Annotated in this window: 15 protein-coding genes; 6 read left to right on the forward strand and 9 right to left on the reverse strand. The window is 42.7% G+C overall.

Features of this window, described 5'->3' with window-relative positions:
- Positions 1 to 1,074: 1,074 nt before the first annotated feature.
- Positions 1,075 to 2,217 carry a rod shape-determining protein RodA gene (rodA, locus tag JMX50_RS07555; RefSeq protein ID WP_201629069.1) on the reverse strand — a complete coding sequence of 381 codons (1,143 nt, stop codon included), beginning with the start codon at positions 2,215 to 2,217 and terminating at the stop codon, positions 1,075 to 1,077.
- 292 nt (positions 2,218 to 2,509) lie between these two features.
- Here rodA and JMX50_RS07560 point away from each other — a divergent pair, with 292 nt between their 5' ends.
- Positions 2,510 to 3,499, forward strand: coding sequence for a D-Ala-D-Ala carboxypeptidase family metallohydrolase (locus JMX50_RS07560; RefSeq protein WP_201629070.1), 990 nt, complete (start codon positions 2,510 to 2,512; stop codon positions 3,497 to 3,499).
- 172 nt (positions 3,500 to 3,671) lie between these two features.
- Here JMX50_RS07560 and JMX50_RS07565 read toward each other — a convergent pair whose 3' ends face one another.
- The 3 genes from JMX50_RS07565 to JMX50_RS07575 form a co-directional block, all read right to left on the reverse strand.
- Positions 3,672 to 5,204 (reverse strand): M16 family metallopeptidase, encoded by a 1,533-nt coding sequence (locus JMX50_RS07565; RefSeq protein ID WP_201629071.1) that lies wholly within the window; start codon positions 5,202 to 5,204, stop codon positions 3,672 to 3,674.
- Positions 5,205 to 5,273: 69 nt separating this feature from the next.
- The gene (locus tag JMX50_RS07570) at positions 5,274 to 6,857 is read right to left on the reverse strand and encodes a M16 family metallopeptidase (RefSeq protein WP_227670964.1); all 1,584 of its coding nucleotides are present in this window, start codon (positions 6,855 to 6,857) and stop codon (positions 5,274 to 5,276) included.
- Between the two features lie 112 nt (positions 6,858 to 6,969).
- Positions 6,970 to 7,122, reverse strand: a complete 153-nt coding sequence (locus tag JMX50_RS07575) for a hypothetical protein (protein ID WP_201565270.1) — start codon at positions 7,120 to 7,122, stop codon at positions 6,970 to 6,972.
- Positions 7,123 to 8,072: 950 nt separating this feature from the next.
- On the opposite strand from JMX50_RS07575, the gene ftsY reads away from it, so the two are divergent.
- Entirely contained in the window at positions 8,073 to 8,984 is a 912-nt protein-coding gene (ftsY, locus tag JMX50_RS07580) for a signal recognition particle-docking protein FtsY (RefSeq protein WP_227670974.1), read from the forward strand.
- 64 nt (positions 8,985 to 9,048) lie between these two features.
- Positions 9,049 to 9,618: a methylated-DNA--[protein]-cysteine S-methyltransferase gene (locus tag JMX50_RS07585; protein WP_201565271.1), complete on the forward strand. Its 570-nt coding sequence runs from the start codon at positions 9,049 to 9,051 to the stop codon at positions 9,616 to 9,618.
- 130 nt (positions 9,619 to 9,748) lie between these two features.
- On the opposite strand, the gene JMX50_RS07590 is transcribed toward JMX50_RS07585, so the two are convergent.
- Complete coding sequence (locus JMX50_RS07590; protein WP_201565272.1) at positions 9,749 to 10,498, reverse strand: YebC/PmpR family DNA-binding transcriptional regulator; 750 nt, start codon at positions 10,496 to 10,498, stop codon at positions 9,749 to 9,751.
- Between the two features lie 359 nt (positions 10,499 to 10,857).
- On the opposite strand from JMX50_RS07590, the gene JMX50_RS07595 reads away from it, so the two are divergent.
- Positions 10,858 to 11,688 carry an ion transporter gene (locus JMX50_RS07595; RefSeq protein ID WP_201565273.1) on the forward strand — a complete coding sequence of 277 codons (831 nt, stop codon included), beginning with the start codon at positions 10,858 to 10,860 and terminating at the stop codon, positions 11,686 to 11,688.
- A gap of 52 nt (positions 11,689 to 11,740) precedes the next feature.
- Here JMX50_RS07595 and JMX50_RS07600 read toward each other — a convergent pair whose 3' ends face one another.
- Both JMX50_RS07600 and aroQ read right to left on the reverse strand, forming a co-directional pair.
- Entirely contained in the window at positions 11,741 to 13,042 is a 1,302-nt protein-coding gene (locus JMX50_RS07600) for an ABC1 kinase family protein (protein WP_201629072.1), read from the reverse strand.
- Between the two features lie 222 nt (positions 13,043 to 13,264).
- A complete protein-coding gene (aroQ, locus tag JMX50_RS07605; RefSeq protein WP_201629073.1) occupies positions 13,265 to 13,840 on the reverse strand; it encodes a type II 3-dehydroquinate dehydratase in 576 nt (191 codons plus the stop codon).
- A gap of 555 nt (positions 13,841 to 14,395) precedes the next feature.
- Here aroQ and JMX50_RS07610 point away from each other — a divergent pair.
- Entirely contained in the window at positions 14,396 to 14,611 is a 216-nt protein-coding gene (locus tag JMX50_RS07610; protein WP_011513806.1) for a cold-shock protein, read from the forward strand.
- Positions 14,612 to 14,946: 335 nt separating this feature from the next.
- Positions 14,947 to 16,101, forward strand: a complete 1,155-nt coding sequence (locus JMX50_RS07615) for a DEAD/DEAH box helicase (protein ID WP_413786825.1) — start codon at positions 14,947 to 14,949, stop codon at positions 16,099 to 16,101.
- Between the two features lie 132 nt (positions 16,102 to 16,233).
- On the opposite strand, the gene JMX50_RS07620 is transcribed toward JMX50_RS07615, so the two are convergent.
- Together JMX50_RS07620 and ccoS are read right to left on the reverse strand one after the other, a co-directional pair.
- Positions 16,234 to 17,199, reverse strand: a complete 966-nt coding sequence (locus JMX50_RS07620; protein WP_201629074.1) for a sulfite exporter TauE/SafE family protein — start codon at positions 17,197 to 17,199, stop codon at positions 16,234 to 16,236.
- A 170-nt stretch (positions 17,200 to 17,369) separates the two neighbouring features.
- A complete protein-coding gene (gene ccoS / locus JMX50_RS07625; protein WP_201565277.1) occupies positions 17,370 to 17,600 on the reverse strand; it encodes a cbb3-type cytochrome oxidase assembly protein CcoS in 231 nt (76 codons plus the stop codon).
- Positions 17,601 to 17,722: the final 122 nt, after the last annotated feature.

A 17,722-nucleotide genomic window follows, 5' to 3' on the forward strand; every position in this document is an offset into this window, starting at 1 on the left:
TTTGATTCTACCGCATTTGCATTAGAAGCGACTGCAGAGCCAGCAAATAAAACGGCTGACATTGTAAGTAAACCAGATAAACGCTTATTCATAAATACCTCTATAACTTATACATCAAAACTTAACACTAAAAACCTCTTAGATGGAGCGAGGCAGCGTTAGACCAATCTAACCCAGCCGCAAACCCTAAAACCGAGATCAATCACCTTTCTCATAATGACTGACGTTACTGCCCGGCTTCAATAAATTTTAATATATGGTAATTTTTATTTCATCATCATAAGTGAGTAGGCGTTTATGATTTAGGGACAAATCACCAAACTTAACTTATGACACGCTCAAATGATAGTTAACAATATGAATTAAATAACGCATCAACCACTAAAATGGGATACTGCTATTCGATAACCAAACTTTCACACAATGCTAAATTAATAAAGAGTTTAAAGTGTATTACGTATTACTTTGTTATTAAACCGTTAATTAAGTAGTAACTTTGAAAGTCTGAAATCTACAAGTTGCTAACTATACGGAGGAGCTACAACGACAATATAATTGAATGATAAGTTTGTTAGTAGCTATGTACGGGTTATGTATCATATCTACCATAAAACGAGGTTAACGCAATTATTTGTAAAAAACAAGGAATAAAACCTCTCAGTATGAGTGGACTAATAGTGGGTTTTTATAGGGTTGTAGTTGGTAGGTTATTGGTATAAATTGTAATAATAACAATGACTTATGATTATTAATAAGTGCGTGATGTTAGGGTTTTTATGACAATCTATGTAGAATTGATTACAAATAAAATTAGGTTAAACCAGCAAATATCCGCCTAATTTTGCAAATTCTGTGTTGATATGGAATAAAGGCTGAATGAATGCTGATGGCAAATTCTTCCTAAATTTGCCCACCGGTTTGCTGCCTAATGACTTTTTAAATGACTAAATTGGATGCTTAATAGCGTGTTTGTGTCGTTATTTTAACCAATGCTAAAACGGCCATTAAGCATAAAAATTGCTATACATAATTCACTTTGCAAGTTGCTTCATTTGCAAGTTGCTTAAAAAAGCATTAATCAGATTTATGAGTATGGATTGACATCAATAAGCCGAAACCTGCCATTAAGGTAACGATAGCTGTACCACCATAACTAATAAAAGGCAAAGGCACACCGACAACCGGCAAAATGCCGCCGACCATACCGACATTGACGAAAACATAGACAAAAAAGGACATAGCAATCGCGCCTGCCAATAATCGACTATAGGTATCAGGATGGGTGAACGCAATATATAAGGCACGAGTCAGCACACAGGCATAAATAGACATGAGTAATATCACGCCAAGCAGGCCAAATTCTTCAGAAAAGGCGGCAATGATAAAGTCAGTATGACCTTCTGGTAAAAAATGTAGATGAGACTGCGTGCCTTCTAGATAGCCTTTGCCAGTGAGGCCGCCTGCACCAATAGCGGTCTTGGATTGAATGATGTTCCAGCCAGCTCCTTGGACGTCAGCCTCAGGATTAAATAGGGTTAAGACGCGCGTACGTTGGTAATCATGTAATAAGAAATTCCAAGCGAAGGCGACCAAAGGCACTGCCAAAGCCGCTGCACTCGCAATCAATCGCCACGAAAGCCCTGCCAAAAACAACACAAAAATGCCACTGGCCGCGACCAGTAATGAAGTACCAAGGTCAGGTTCTTTAGCGATTAACAATACCGGCACTACGATTAACGCCAAAGTGATGGCAATGCTGGATAGTGAGGGCGGCAAGTCACGTTTGGATAAAAACCACGCACACATCATCGGCATGCCAAGTTTCATAAACTCTGAAGGCTGCACACTGCCAAATCCCGGTAAGTTAATCCAGCGCTGCGCACCCATGCGCACCTCGCCAATGATATCAACCAGTACCAATAATATCAGCCCTAACACATAAAATATGGGGGTAAAGGTGCGATAGAGGCTAGGCGGTATCTGCGCCATGATAAACATCACCGTAAAGGCAACGCCATAGCTGACCATTTGGCGTATGACCATGTCGCTATCTTGGCCGGATGCGCTGTATAAAATTGTCAAACCAATACAGCAAACCGTTAATAGCAGTAGGGTTAGCCACGGGTCAATATGAGTACGTTGCCATAGTGTCGGCGCATGACCTTGACCTAGATGATGGCTCTGACGTGAAAAACGGTATTGCGGGTTAGAAGACATAGGCAAAATGTGACTGGCAGTTGGTGTGAAAGAAAAGTCAGGTTTGACGGATAAAGATAATAGATCAGCAATTAAGCAACTAATCACTAAGCAAGCGGCGATTATAAGGCGTTCATTTAACCAGATAATAGCGAATAAAGTAACTTGCTGGTAATAAAGTAACGTCAATATGAACATTATAAGGATAAGTGTTAATAACGAATAGGTGACCGCTGATTCGCTGCGATAGTTTAGCCTGCTTGCTTAAAATTTGATAGTATCGATAAAACGTTTTTAGCGGTAGTTTCTAATAATGATAAAGACAAAAAAATCTGTTTATAGGCAAATATATAAGCCTGTTATTGCCCTATGTATTTGTGCCAGCAGTGTCTCGGCTTCTGCCGCTATTATAAGTGATAATAGTGAGCGCCGTATCCAAATCCGCCATGGCAGTAGCGCTACTGATAGCACTTCTAACGCCTATATCACGCCTGCTAGAAATTATGACAGTCAAAGCAATAGTTATAGTGGCGGCGCGACAATATTAAGCGAGGGCAGAAGTGGGTCAAATAGCTTAGGCGGCGATAGTATGCAAGGGCTCATTCAACAAAAACAGCGTGAATTTAATTTTGATAGTGGTTTGTCGATAGAAGAGAGCAAACGCGTCATTACCAATAAAGTTACGCCACGTTATAACACCACTTATAACACTGGTAATAATAACTTCGGAAATAGTAATTATAACGATTTTACCAGTATGGATTTTAATACGTGGTTAAATAGTAATAGCTACCGCGCCGGACAAGTGGCCAATTATCAGCGCTATTTAAGCTCAAGAGTGGGGGCACAAAACGTCCCGCCCTTATCACAGCTGCTAACGACTGCCCGTAGTTGGGATAAATGCGGCTATGAGCCTTATCAGCTACCGCCGCAGGAGCTATGGGCGAATATTGTGCCGACCTTGCAGCTTTATAGTCAGCTCAAAAACCAAGGTATCTTGCCTGCCAATACCGAGATACGTTCAGTCTATCGCAGTCCTGGGTTAAATGGCTGTGCAGGCGGGGCAAACGCCAGTAAGCACATGACCGCCGGCGCGATGGATATTTGGGTGCCAGAATATGAAAGTAGTCCATGGCAATTGAGTCGCATGCAAGACAGCTTATGTGAGTTTTGGCAATATCAGGGTCAATCGCACAACTTTGGCCTAGGATTATACTCTACCGGTGCGATTCATTTAGATACTGATGGTTATCGTAAATGGGGCTTTAATCATGCCAGTAGCAGCTCTGCTTGCCGCTATTAAATAGTATATTTTTAAAAACTATATCGTGAATTAAAGAAGCTCAGCCAGTAAATATTACTGGCTGAGCTTTTTTATCGAGTTTAATTTTTATAGATAATTGATTATCAATAAAGGTATATCAACGCTCAATCGATATTCTTAAATGCCTATAAAGAACACGCTATCAGGCTTATTATTTTTTCTTAGACGTCTTCTCATCCCAAGGGTTAACCTCACCAACGGTAACGATTAAAAAGTCGTCAGGTTTTAAGGTGTCGCGCAGGGTTTGGTTGACCTCTGACAGTTTAACCTGTTCGATACGACTGACATAATTGGTCAGATAACTGTTAGGTAGCTGATAAAAATTCATCATGCCAAGTAGACTATTGATTCCTGCGTTACTGGCGAAACCCATCGGGAAGCTGTTTTTTAAATTATCCGTGGTCAATCTCATCTCATCGCTGGTGATACCTTTATCTAACGTCTCATTAATCACCGCCAAGCTGGCATCAATCGCCGCGCGCGCTTTATCATTACGAGTCGAAAAACCAATCTGATAAGGTCCGCGCGCCAGCATCGGGTTCATAGAGCCTGAAATGCCATAGGTATAACCAAGGTTTTGCCTGACTTCGGTCATCAAGCGCGCGTTAAAATCGCCTCCTGCTAATACTTCATTACCGACGGCAAAGTTGGTTTGCTTTTGCTGCGCTTGGGGGTCAGTGGCGCGCTTATCGCCCAATTGCCCCATTAATACCGTGGTTTGACTACTAGGAAACGGAATATGAATGTGCTGAGATTGGGTTAATGGTTTTGGTTCGGGTAGGGTAGTCGCCGCTTGGCCCGCTGGCAAGTCAGCCGTTATTTCTTCAGCCAAATTTTTTGCTTGTGCCAAAGTCAAATTACCAGTCATGGCAAGCGACGCATTGGCGGCGACTAGATAGCGGTTTTTAAAGTCGATTAACTGTTGTCTTTTAATATTAGGAACCGTTTCAAGCGTGCCAACCGATGGATGGGCGTAAGGATGGTCGCCATAGAGTGCCTTGCTAAAGGCAATGCTAGCAAGACTGCCTGGGTCTTGTTTTTGCTGTTGTAAACCGACCAGTAAGCGTGCTTTATTACGGGCTAATATTTGCTCGTCAAAGCTGGGTTCAGTAAGCATTTGCGTCATTAAGTCAACGGCAGGCAGTAAATGCTTATCATCAGATAAGCTACGCAACGAGACAATAAACATGTCTTTATAAGCGCCACTGCTTAGATTGATACCCAAGGTTTCGACCGCCCGCGTGAACTCATTTTCATCTAAGCGTTTAGAGCCTTGTTCAAGCATCGTCGCGGTCATATTGGCGATACCAAAGCCTGATTTACTGATACTACCATCACGTGCGCTACCGGCGTTAAAGCGCAAATCAATATCGACAATGGGTAAGGTAGTCGTCGGTACAAAAAGCACAGGAATACCGGCTTTGGTCTTAAAGGTTTGAATCTTTGGAACAGTGACTTCTAAAGGTTTGGCATTATCAAGGCTACTAAGCTTAGCTAAAGCGGCAATAGGCGCGCTAGTATCGACTGCGGCAGCCGGCGTGCGAGCATCTTCGCCGCCCGCCATATCTGCCTGAGCGATAGTAGTCAAGGTCATCATCCCAAAGAATGCACAAGCACTCAAATAAGGAAGCTGCTTAACATTAGATGAGAATTTGGTTTTCTTAAGAAAAGGTATTTGAGTCATGTCTTTCTTCTTATTCATAAGGTCATAAGTATCGGGTTTTTGCCAAGGTAACTAGAGAGCATGTTGATGTTATTTAGCTTTACTTACCGCTTCTTTAGTAGCATCATTTTTATTAACGGTGTCTTCGCTCATCTTATCTTGGCTAGCTTTATCTTTATCGGCAGTCTCTTTAGGCGGGATGATATGCATCACCGTTAAATTGTCTTTGACCAAATACTTTTTACTTGCCGCTTGGATATCCGCAATCGTTACGCTATCAAGCTTGGTTGGCAATTTGGCCAGTAACCTATCATCAAGACCGATAGATTGCAGTGAGCCAATCATACGCGCCTGACCTTCCATGCTGTCCTGTGCATACACCAAACCGGTGACAGTATTGGTTTTGGCGCGCTCGATTTCATCGGCAGCAATCGGGTCGGTCGATAGTTTATTAATCTCATTAATGATGGCTTGTTGTGCTTGCGCTAAGCTGACGCCTTCGCGCGGGGTTGCTTGTATCAAAAACAGTCCATCGCCGCGATCAAGCAAATCGTAAGACGTACCAACTGTGGTGAGTAGACCTTGCTCGCGTACCAGTCTGCTCTCTAAACGTGCTGATAAACCGCCGTCTAGCACATCTTGCGCAAGTGATAGCGCATAGGCTTGTTTTTCATTATTAGCACCAGCGCTCACCAGACTGGGCACGTTATAACCCATTAATAAAACTGGCACTTGCACCGCTTGCTCAGATTCTACTTGCTGATAACCGCGAAAGCCCTTTTGAGTGACCGCAGGACGCTTGGGTAGCGCGCTTGGTTTTAGCGCCCCAAAGTAGCGTTTAACCTGCGCCAATACTTCGGTTGGTTCCACATCACCGACGATAACCAACGTCGCATTATTGGGCGCGTACCATATTTTATACCAGTCTTTTAAATCGTTAAGAGTAATCGATTCAAGCTCGCTCATGGGTCCAATGACCGATTCACCTTTCGGGCTGTTCGGCAATGCCAGCAAGCGAAAGGACTCATAAGCTTTGGCAAGGGGGTTGTCATCCGTACGCTGACGACGCTCTTCCATCACCACTTGATGCTCTTTGGCAAACGCTTTGTCATCAAATATTAAGTTTTTCATGCGATCCGCTTCTAGCTCTAAAGCTAACGGCAAACGATTGGCAGGGAATAGCTCGTAATAGCCAGTATAGTCGTAACTGGTAAAGGCATTATTAACGCCGCCAAATTTAGCAATCAAACGCTCATAATCGTCGCTTGACACATCAGTGGTGCCTTTAAACATCATATGCTCTAGCACATGGGAGATGCCACCTTTATCAAGTGGCTCATCTGCTGACCCGACGCGATACCAAATTTGAGTCATAACCACAGGCGCGCGGTGGTCTTCTTTGACCACTATCTTTAGACCGTTTGCGAGCTTGTATTCATGGCGACCAGACATATCCATGGTCAACGCTGAAGATTGCTCAGCATCTTTAAGCGTTTGGTTTTTATTTACCACATCTGTAGTCGTAGTATTTTGATTTGTAGTAACTTCACTTGCCGAAGAAATCGCGCTGGTTTGGCAAGCCGCAAGGGTAGTGGCCATAGCCAAAGCGCAGGCAAGGCGTAGAGAGTGAGCAGATGATGGTAAAGACAGTAATGAAGGCAGTGACAATGACATGATAGGTTCTACTTATATAAAAAGGCAGCTGATAAGTAACTGATTTATAGAATGAGAAGAGCGTATGTTAATGCGTCTAGTAATATACGTATTTATAATGAGCATAAAGCCGTTATAACGACTTATGCGCCCCAACCATGACGCTAGCGGTCGGCTTAAATTCTTGAGTGGTGCTACAGCCTGTTGACGATAATGCAATGGTAGCGAGAAGCACGGCGGCGCCCATTTGGGTCATTTTTTTATAGTTATTCGATAGTGATAACATAGGTCATTTCCAATATAAGTGGTTGAGTAAATTAAAAAATACAACGGTTTAGCGCTCGCTAAGAGTAGGCGAAGTTTGGCCTATCAAAGGTCAGATTTTTGTGTCCAAACCTTAAGCGAAACTTGCTTAGACCAGCGTATGGTTTACAGTATGATTGCTAGCATAATTTTTAGTCTTGTTTAAAGCAGTCTGTTTGGCACGGTTTTTGGCATGGCTGTTTGTTATGGATTGCCACGTTTTTACAATTTGACAGCGCTCTACAATGCTAAAGGCTAAGCACCACTTGAATTATGCTAAACTAGACTAAAAATAATCGCCCGTTAAGTAATAAAAAGCGGGCGGCATAGTCATTTTAAAACAGCCATTTTAAAAACAATCACTTTAAAGACAGTTACTTTAAAAAAATCACTTTAAAACAAATTACTGATAATGATAACTTTTAGGGCAAGCTTATGAATAATCCCAATAATAGCAATCGTGTGGTCATCAACCTTGACGGCGGTCTTGATGATTTGGATGACGATGATATTACCTTACCCAGTCTGCCAGCGCAAACGGTGCCCATCGTCGATGCGTCTGACAGCGTTGCAAGCAGTAATACAGAAAAGAGTGATGCAGAAAAGAGTGATGCAGAAAAGAGTGATGCAGCGGATATGGCATTAGGTACGCCCATCGTTGAGATAGAAAAACAAAGTCCATCTGAAAACACTTTAGAAGCTACTGCGAATACCAATACAAATGCTGTTCCATCGCAGTCTACAACTACCATTCCTACCATGCCTTTGCAGGATCATCTGGGCGATAGACCAAGCGCTACATCTGCCACTAGTGATACTAGTGCTATAAATAAAGCACAAACCGAAATACAGCAGCTATCAGCCGCGCCAGAAGAGTCACAAGAGTCAAAACAGACTGAGGAAAATAAGAAAAAAGGCAGCTGGTTTAATCGTATGAAAACGGGGCTGAGTAAGTCGCGTAAAAACCTTGCCGAAGGTATGGTCAGTATCCTTATCGGTGGTAAAGAGATTGATGATGAGCTATTAGAAGAGGTTGAAGACCAGCTGTTGGTGGCTGATATCGGTGTCAATGCAACCAATCGTATTATCAAAAGTCTCACTGAGCAAACCGCTCGTGGTGATTTGATTTATGCCCATTCATTATATAAAGCCTTGCAAACTGAGCTGGTCGATATCTTAACGCCAAAAGTTGCGCCACTCGTTATCGATACCAGTAAAAAGCCTTTTGTTATCTTGGTAGTGGGCGTGAATGGTGTTGGTAAAACGACGACTATTGGTAAACTTGCTAAGCGTCTACAAGGTGAAGGTAAATCAGTGATGTTGGCAGCGGGCGATACGTTCCGTGCTGCGGCAACTGAACAGCTGCAAATTTGGGGTGAACGCAATAACATTCCAGTCGTCGCCCAAGGTCATGGCTCTGACAGCGCCTCTGTTATCTTTGATGCTATGCAGTCTGCCAAAGCAAAAAATATCGACGTATTAATTGCTGATACGGCAGGGCGCTTGCAAAATAAAACCCACCTGATGGCGGAGCTTGAAAAAGTCGTGCGCGTCATGCGTAAAGCCGATCTAAGTGCACCGCACGAAGGTATGATTGTCCTCGACGCTGGCACGGGTCAAAATGCGATTAACCAAGTGGAATTGTTTAATAAAGTCGTACCATTAACCGGCATTACTATTACTAAATTAGACGGTACTGCAAAAGGGGGTGTGGTCTTTAATATCGCTGAAACCTCCGATGTGCCGATTCGTTATATTGGGGTCGGTGAGTCGATTGATGATTTGCGTGCCTTTAGTCCAAAACAGTTTGTCGCCGCGCTATTTGAGACTGACGATAAAGAGTAGTACTTGGTAGTTTTTTCAATGAATAACTAAGCGTTAAAAATATGAGTGTTTAGAGGGAAAAATCATGATAGTCACCATCGCAGCTGTTGAGTCGCACCAGTTAGCACTGATTGCTAGTGCGCATAGCAGCAGCCCTAAGCTGGTCGAAGTCAATTGGCTGCAGGTGGGCGATTCTTGGCACAGCTCAAAATCCATTCCTAAACTTAAAAAGCATTATGGGCTTGTCGATCAAGATTTTACCTTTATCGCTCAAAATAGCCTAAGCAAAGACGTGCCTGCTCAAGCGCTACTTATAGAAGCGATAGCGCAATTAATCACGTATTTTGAGGGTAAGCGTCAAGTATTTGATTTGCCATTAGATATAAGCTTAGGAACTGAGTTTCAACAACAGGTATGGCGGGCGTTACAAGGCATCAAGCATGGTGAAACGATTAGCTATGCCACACTGGCGCAGCGCGTAGGTAATCCTAAAGGCTTTCGTGCGGTTGCTAATGCCAATGGTAAAAACCCCTTTAGTATCATCATTCCTTGTCACCGAGTAATTGCCAGCGATGGTAAGCTGGGTGGTTATACAGGCGGCTTAGACAAGAAAGCGTATTTGTTAGCGCTGGAAGGAGTGAGCTACAAAACTTAGCATGGAAAAAGTGCTCATCACCCGCGCTTAAACACTAAAAAAGGCGAAACATTAAATATGTTTCGCCTTTTTATTAATAATCAATAAGGTGTTGATAAATGGTTATATTGCTTAGAAACTATTGCTCGAACTACTGCTCAAGCTGCGCCATAACCTCATCTGAAAAAGTCACATTACTATAGACTTCTTGCACATCGTCGATATCTTCTAACATATCAATCATCTTGATGACTTTTTCGGCATCTTCAACGTTGTCTATCTCAGCGCTGGTAGATGGCGACATAGTCACTTCAGCATTGTCAGAGACCAGACCTGCCGCATTGAGCGCATCTTTGACTTGACCGAAACTTTCCCATTCAGTGATGACCAGTAGTGACTCGCCGTCGTTTTCGATATCAAGTGCCCCAGCGTCTAAGGCCGTCAGCATAACTTCTTCTTCTAAGCTGATATCGTTAAAGGTGATTTCGCCGCGCTTGGTAAATAGATAAGCCACTGAGCCTGAGGTGCCAAGGTTGCCTTCGTTTTTGGTAAAAGCATGACGCACTTCACTGACCGTACGGTTCAGGTTATCAGTCAAGGTTTCGACCAATACTGCGACGCCGCCGACACCATAGCCTTCGTAGCTGACCTCATCCATATTATCATTGTCATCGCCGCCTGTACCACGAGCAACCGCGCGATTAATGGTATCTCGTGTCATATTGACTGACAGTGCTTTTTCGATAACGGCACGCAAGCGCGGGTTTTTATCAGGGTCGGGGTCACCTTGCTTGGCAGCAGAAACAATTTCACGAATAATTTTGGTAAAGACTTTACCTTTTACCGCATCCTGACGGGCTTTACGGTGTTTGATATTTGCCCATTTTGAATGGCCTGCCATATGACATCCTTAAGTTTTACGTGTTATTTATAGTGCGGATAAAAAAGTTGTTAGGACTATACATCAGTAACAACTTTTTATACCTGATGAGGTATTCTTATTATATGATTGTGCTGTTAATGCAGTGTAATAGACCTATCAGCCAGTTAACGATTTGTATGTCGTTTGGTGCGCTTTTTTGCTACACTGCTATTTTCTATATTTTGACCCATCATCAATTCTGACGATGACGGTCGAGAGCAACAATATTTGCAATATTATAAACCACTTTAGCGCATTTTGACCAACCTTAGCTTGTCCATGCCAGCCTAAAACGTTCGGTTCTATATAACCATTGATCTTGTGACTTTATTGACTCTATGAAGCAACCAACTGCCGAAGCCATTACTCATTTGCGTAACCGCATTCATATTATTATCGAAGGCACGGATACCCGTTTGGGTAAGCTGTTTGATATCGTATTGCTGATTGCGATTTTGGCCAGTGTCGGCGTAGTGATGCTAGATAGTGTGCTGTACATGCGTTTGCAATATGGCACCATATTTCGCTATGCAGAATGGTTTTTTACCATTTTGTTTACCATTGAATATATCTTAAGGCTATTTTCAGCGCCCAATCGCTTTCGTTATACCTTTAGCTTCTTTGGGATAGTGGATTTATTGTCGGTATTGCCAAGCTATTTAAGCTTAATATTTGGTGGTGTACAGTATTTACTCGTGATTCGCATACTACGCATCTTGCGTATATTTCGCGTGCTCAAGCTCAACACTTATATGCAGCAAGCGGGTTTTCTTGCCTCAGCACTTAAAACCAGCCAGCAGAAAATCACGGTATTTTTCTTATCCTTGGTATTGCTGGTGACTATTTTTGGCTCGGTCGTCTATGTGGTAGAAGGGCCAGAAAATGGTTTTACCAGTATCCCAATCTCTATTTATTGGGCGGTGGTAACGGTTACTACCACTGGCTATGGTGATATGTCACCAAAAACGCCCATCGGGCAAGCAATTGCATCTATGGTCATGATTACCGGTTATGCGATTATTGCCGTACCGACGGGTATCTTTACCGCTGAGCTGGCACGTAATATGCGTCCACAGCTCAATCCTATTGCCTGTCCAAACTGTGGAAAATTCGGCCACGCCGTAGGAGCGGATTTCTGCGATCGCTGCGGTCATGCTCTGCATGTTTAGTGTTTATTAACGCGAATTATATGGTTTTTTAAAATTATCGGGCTTCTAAGTTTTAATAGTCTATATATTCAGCAACCAGTGGTGACAAATCTATCACCACACCCAGATTGACCAAATTCCAATACTGACCCGAAATCGTACGGTCAAGCATCATCGTCGTCGCTGATGGCTGAAACTGACCAAAATACTTTAAAGAAGTACGCATTTGGGCGATGGCTTCGTGATGGGTCTGGCTGCTACCGAAATCAAATGCACCTTCTTGATAAGGCTTTACGGATAAAGGCTTAAGGCCAATCTCTAGCCATTTCTGATAAAACTCACCCGGCACAACTTTCTCGTCATCACGGCGAATGTCTAGGGCGATTAAATCTTGCTCAAGCGCGGTCACGTCACCCTTTAAAGCATGCTTGGCAAAACGGCGAAATAATTGTACTTCGCTATGGCTATAACTGCGAATTCCGCCAAAATCATAAGCGACCACACTGCCATCGGTGCGAAAAGCAAAGTTGCCAGGATGTGGGTCACAGTGCATGCGGTATAAACCAAATAGTTGCCCTGCGCTAAAATGGAACAGGCGCTCAGCAATTTTTTGCTTAATAGCATTATCCCACGTCGCGGCGACCGTGAGCGTTTCACCCATCTCTTCGGTTAAGGTCAAAATCCGTCTAGATGAATGACTACCAATCACTTTAGGAATAATAAGACCGTCGTCTTCTGCATGAAACGCACCAAATACTTGGAGGTTGTGCGCCTCTTTAATATAGTCGAGCTCATCATGCAAGCTTTGGCGAATCTCGTTAAATAACTGCTCTTGTAATTGTTTACTCATATTGAGCACGCCGGCGATTTTTAGCGCCATGCGTACTTGCTTCAGGTCGCTATCACAGTTCTCATCGACATCAGGGTATTGAACCTTTACCACCACCCTTTGTCCAGATGGCAAAACGGCTCTATGCACTTGCCCGATTGAGGCGGCGGCAAAGGGTGCTTCTTCAAATTCAGTAAATAACTCAGCAACTGGTGCGTTAAGCTCACGTTCAACTTGGGCACGTATCTGCGCATACGGCATCGGCGGTGCATCTTTTTGCAGCTTCTCTAAAGCGGTGGCAACTTCCGGCGGAAACACGTCTTTATATTGCGAGGCGATTTGACCCACTTTCATGACTGCGCCTTTCATTTCGCCAAGCGTTTCAGCTATCTGAACACCGACATCTTGCATCAGCTCTGAGCGCGCTTGTAGACGTTTTTCTTCGTCACTTGAGAGATGCTTTAATGAGTTTTTTGCAGCTTTTCCGGCAATACTGGCGGTCATGCCAGCGAGTTTCATAAAGCGTTTTCCGGACGATTTTGCCATTCATGTCACCATATAGTGGGTTTATTTACTAAGCCCCAATGTTATTATTTTAAGCAAAGGATTGCTGTTTAACTAGTGTGCCAAAAAATGTGCCAAAAGCAACAGTATGCGTATCTTAATGCTGCTTATAAGTTATAGATTGTCGCTTATAACTTAACAGTATGACGGTTTTTTATTGGCTGATAAATAGGGTTTCAATAACAAGCATCAAGTGATAAATCATTAGCTGTCTAACTTCAAATCATAAGTATGAGTCAGCCAATAATCTAATGCCATCTGATAGCCTAAATGCCCTAAGCCGCAGATAACGCCGACCGCTATATCACTAAAATAAGAATGCTGCCGGAACGATTCACGGGCGTGAACATTGGACAAATGCACTTCTATAAAGGGTTTTTGTGTCGCCGATAATGCATCCCGTATCGCAACCGAAGTATGAGTAAAGGCAGCAGGATTGATAATAATCGCATCTACTTGCGCTGCTGACTCTGCTAACAGACCATAATGTTGAATCTCATCGACAAGCTTGCCTTCATGGTTTGATTGAATGCAAATCAGCTCAATGCCATATTTGGCTGCACGTGCGACCAAATTTTTTTCAATATCAGCAAGGGTTGTATGACCGTAAATTTCAGGTTCACGTTTACCCAATAAATTTAAATTAACGCCATTGATAAGTAACAGCTTATGCGTTTTAGCGTTTGCACTTATATTGTTTGAACTTATGTCATTTGAACTTATAAGAGTTTCTTGATTAGAGGTTTTGTCGGTTACTGTTGACTGAGAAGGTGTGGTCATAATAGTCTCTATCTTTATAAAGTGGTATTTTATTTATAAGTATTGTTATCGTTATCGCTATGGGTCAATAGTAGGGCCGTATAAGATAACTTTGCTGTAAGGTTTTAAGAGTAAAGTTATCCGAAGAGTAAAACTAGCCGAATAGTAAGACTAGTCGAATAGATAAGCGCTTATCCTTTTATCATAACAGCTTGGCAGCCATGTAATAAAAAATAACATGAAAAATTATCCTAGGGGCTAAAAATCGTGTTAAAAGTCTTTATGTTGCTAAAAACCCGTGCTATGATATTTTTTACGCAACAAATATTACCTATTTGTTGCTAATGTCAGTTAGGTTAATTATTAAAGTGCATAAAGCAATTTTGATATGAACCTATACCGACCATAGTAATTTTACTATAGGCTGCATCATAAAGAGGGTAATAACACGCTTTATGTGCAGATGATGGTATGTAGAGTAGTACTCTTACATTTTGATTTCATAATCTTAAACCCCGTTTATATGCAATCTCGCAAAGGAATTTGGGGTTAAGTGACTTTTTAGGAAGTAATATTATGTCAGCTCGTGAGCAAGGTATCGTTAAGTGGTTTAATGACTCAAAAGGCTTTGGTTTCATTCAACGTGATAGCGGCGAAGATATTTTTGTCCATTTCCGCGCAATCCAAGGTGATGGTTATCGCTCTCTAAAAGATGGCGAAAAGGTTGAGTTCAGTGTGGTAGAAGGCGATAAAGGCCTGCAAGCTGAAGAAGTCAGAAAAGTAGAAGAGTAATCGCTACAGTCATTAGCGCCGTTCAGCTATAATGTCTGACCAAACTACTGATATACTACTGAGTCAAGCCCGTCTTGTCTTACCTATGTTGAGTTGAACGCAGCATATTTGGTAAGTTTAGGCGTTGGGCTTGGCTTTTTTATGCTTATGAGTTTTATAGATTGCCTGATTAGAGATTACGGACTGGGCTTTTTTAAGTAGTAGCTTCTAATCACAATGTTTCCTATTCACAACAGACAGTCGTATTATAAAACCAACGCTTATCATGAGCTTTTCTTCATTTAAGCTTTTATTTATTAATAATAGACAAGCGATTCACACACAAGGATATTTTTTTGAGTACTTTTAAGACGTTTACGGATTTGCCGTTATCAAACCCTACCTTACGTGCCGTAAGTGATTTAGGTTTTACTGAATTGACGCCCATTCAAGCACAGATATTACCGCATACATTGGCAAATCAAGACGCCATCGGACAGGCGCAAACGGGTACTGGCAAGACGGCAACGTTTTTACTGACCATTATGGAGGCGTTACTGAAACGTCCTTTTGCTGCCGATGAAGAACGTTATTTAGGTGAGCCACGTGCCGTTGTTATGGCGCCAACCCGTGAGCTTGCCCAGCAGATATTTGACGACTGTATTGCTTTGACCAAATATACCTCGCTACACAGCGTGTGTATCATGGGTGGCACCAATTATGAAACCCAGCAGCATGAGCTTGAGCGCCAATATGTGGATATCTTAATTGCCACTCCAGGTCGTTTGATTGACCTAATGCACAAAGGCATGGTCTATCTAGATCGCGTCGAAGTGTTGGTGTTAGATGAAGCCGATCGTATGCTCGATATGGGTTTTATCCCAGATATCAAGCGCTTGGTTGGTCGTATGCCGCCAAATACTGATCGTCAAAGCTTGTTATTTTCTGCCACCTTTAACCAAGATGTGATGAATCTCGCTTACCGCTGGTTGCATGAGCCAGAGTTTGTAGAGATTGAGCCTGAGCATAAGACCAGTGAATTGGTCGATCAGCATTTTTACTTATTAACCGAAGATCAAAAACTAGCAGCGGTCGAACGTATCATCACTGATAGCACAGTCGAGAAGGTGATTATTTTTGCCAACCGTAAAGATCAGGTTAAGCGCTTGTATCATAAGCTGCGTCAGGGACATAGAATCGTCATGTTATCAGGCGATGTGATTCAGCAAAAGCGCGAAAAATATCTGCAACGCTTTAAAGATGGTCATGCTTCTGTGTTGGTCGCAACCGATGTGGCAGGACGCGGTATTCATGTTGATGATGTCAGCCATGTGATTAATTATACCTTGCCAGATCAGCCGGATGATTACGTACACCGTATCGGACGTACTGGACGCGCGGGACAAACCGGTATCAGTATTAGCTTCGTCAGTGAAGATGATGCCTTTAATATCCCAGCATTAGAGAAGCATTTAGATACCAAGTTTAGCCTTGAGCAGTGGCAGGAATAATAGTACAACCAATCTTGCTTTGATAATTATTATTGAGCAAACAGTTTTACTAACCTTGCTGCATAAAAAAGCCCTTAACGTCATGGTGATGTTAAGGGCTTTTCTTATAAGTCAATAATGACTTTTATGCTGTTATTGAGAAGATTCTATTATAGCTTCACGATGATGGCTATTCATGTCTTGCTCATCTGGCATATTGTCCATGTTGTGATTCATGCTGTTATCTGCACTATGTTCCATATTTTGCATACTATGATCCATCGTGCTATCCGTAGCGGGTGCCATCTCGTGCTGCATGTTGCTCATATCATGATGGACAGTTGTAGTTGCCGTTACCGTAGAATCATTGCTATCAGTCATCATAGCAGAGTGGTTGCCATGACTCATTTGTGCATTTCCATGCCCCGCGCCGCCGTGTCCACCATGCATGCTAGCCATTATCATAGGGATAAATACCACCGCTAACCCCGATAAAACCATGATAGCGCCATTAATTTGCCTTAAACGTAGGCGTCCAATTTTCTCACGTAGCCAACCAACCGTTTCATGGGTGGCAACCAACATCGGCACTGTCCCCAAACCGAAGACAAACATCAATGCCGCACCGCCCAATGGGTTATGAGCAACGACGGCAATCAGTAGCGCACCGTAAACCAAACCACAAGGTAAGAACCCCCATAATAACCCTGCCGCTAAAGCACGCGGGAAGGTATTAAGTGGAAATACTTTTTGGCGTAGCGGACTCAGATACTGCCAAAAACGCATGCCGACACGTTCAAGCTTGGTTAAAAATGGCGCGCCAAGCATCGTGACACCAACAAATACCAATACCAAGCCCAATAAGATACGAGGCGTACTATTGCCTTTCATTAATGGCTCTAAAACAGTGGTACCCACAAGTCCGGCGACCAAGCCTAAAAATGCGTAACTGCTTAAACGCCCGAAGTGGTAGGTGGCTATCAAAGCGCGGCGCTTAGCAGGGCTCACGTCTTTCATCGATAGACTAAATGCTGCTACTAGCCCGCCACACATGCCTAAGCAATGCGGTGAACCAAAAAATCCCATTAGTAATGCCGCAACAAGTAAAGCTGTGGTCATGGGGAGTCTCTCCTAAAAATAGTAAAGCGTGAGCCTATTTTTATCATTTATCTAAAAAAATGATAAAAGCAGTCACGTATAAATGAGATATGGAAGGCTATATGTTTGAATTTTATTGATAGCTATTTGCTTTATTAAGACGATATCGGTAAAAGGTGAATCGGTAGCACTCAATCGTCGGCTTTGTTGGAGTCTGCCGTGTCATCAGCTTGCGGTATATCGTCACTAGGCGTATGAGCTTGAATCGTTTGCCGACGTTCTTGACGGTCATCCAAGATAATACGCTGTGACGCATTATCTAAGTCCTCAAACTGGTTTGATTTGACCGCATAGCGTATTGCCCAGATGGCGACCACGAACAGCATTAAACTTAAAGGAATTAATAAAAATATACTGAGCATGGCAAACCTCTTCAATAGCAGTTTCTTATATTATACACTTATTGCAAGTGTTATAAATGTTCTATAAATACTAAAAGTGAGACAGTGGATAATGGGGCAATAATAGTCGTCTGATGATACTA

It is taken from the genome of Psychrobacter maritimus (assembly GCF_904846345.1).
Taxonomy (GTDB): Bacteria; Pseudomonadota; Gammaproteobacteria; order Pseudomonadales; family Moraxellaceae; genus Psychrobacter; species Psychrobacter maritimus.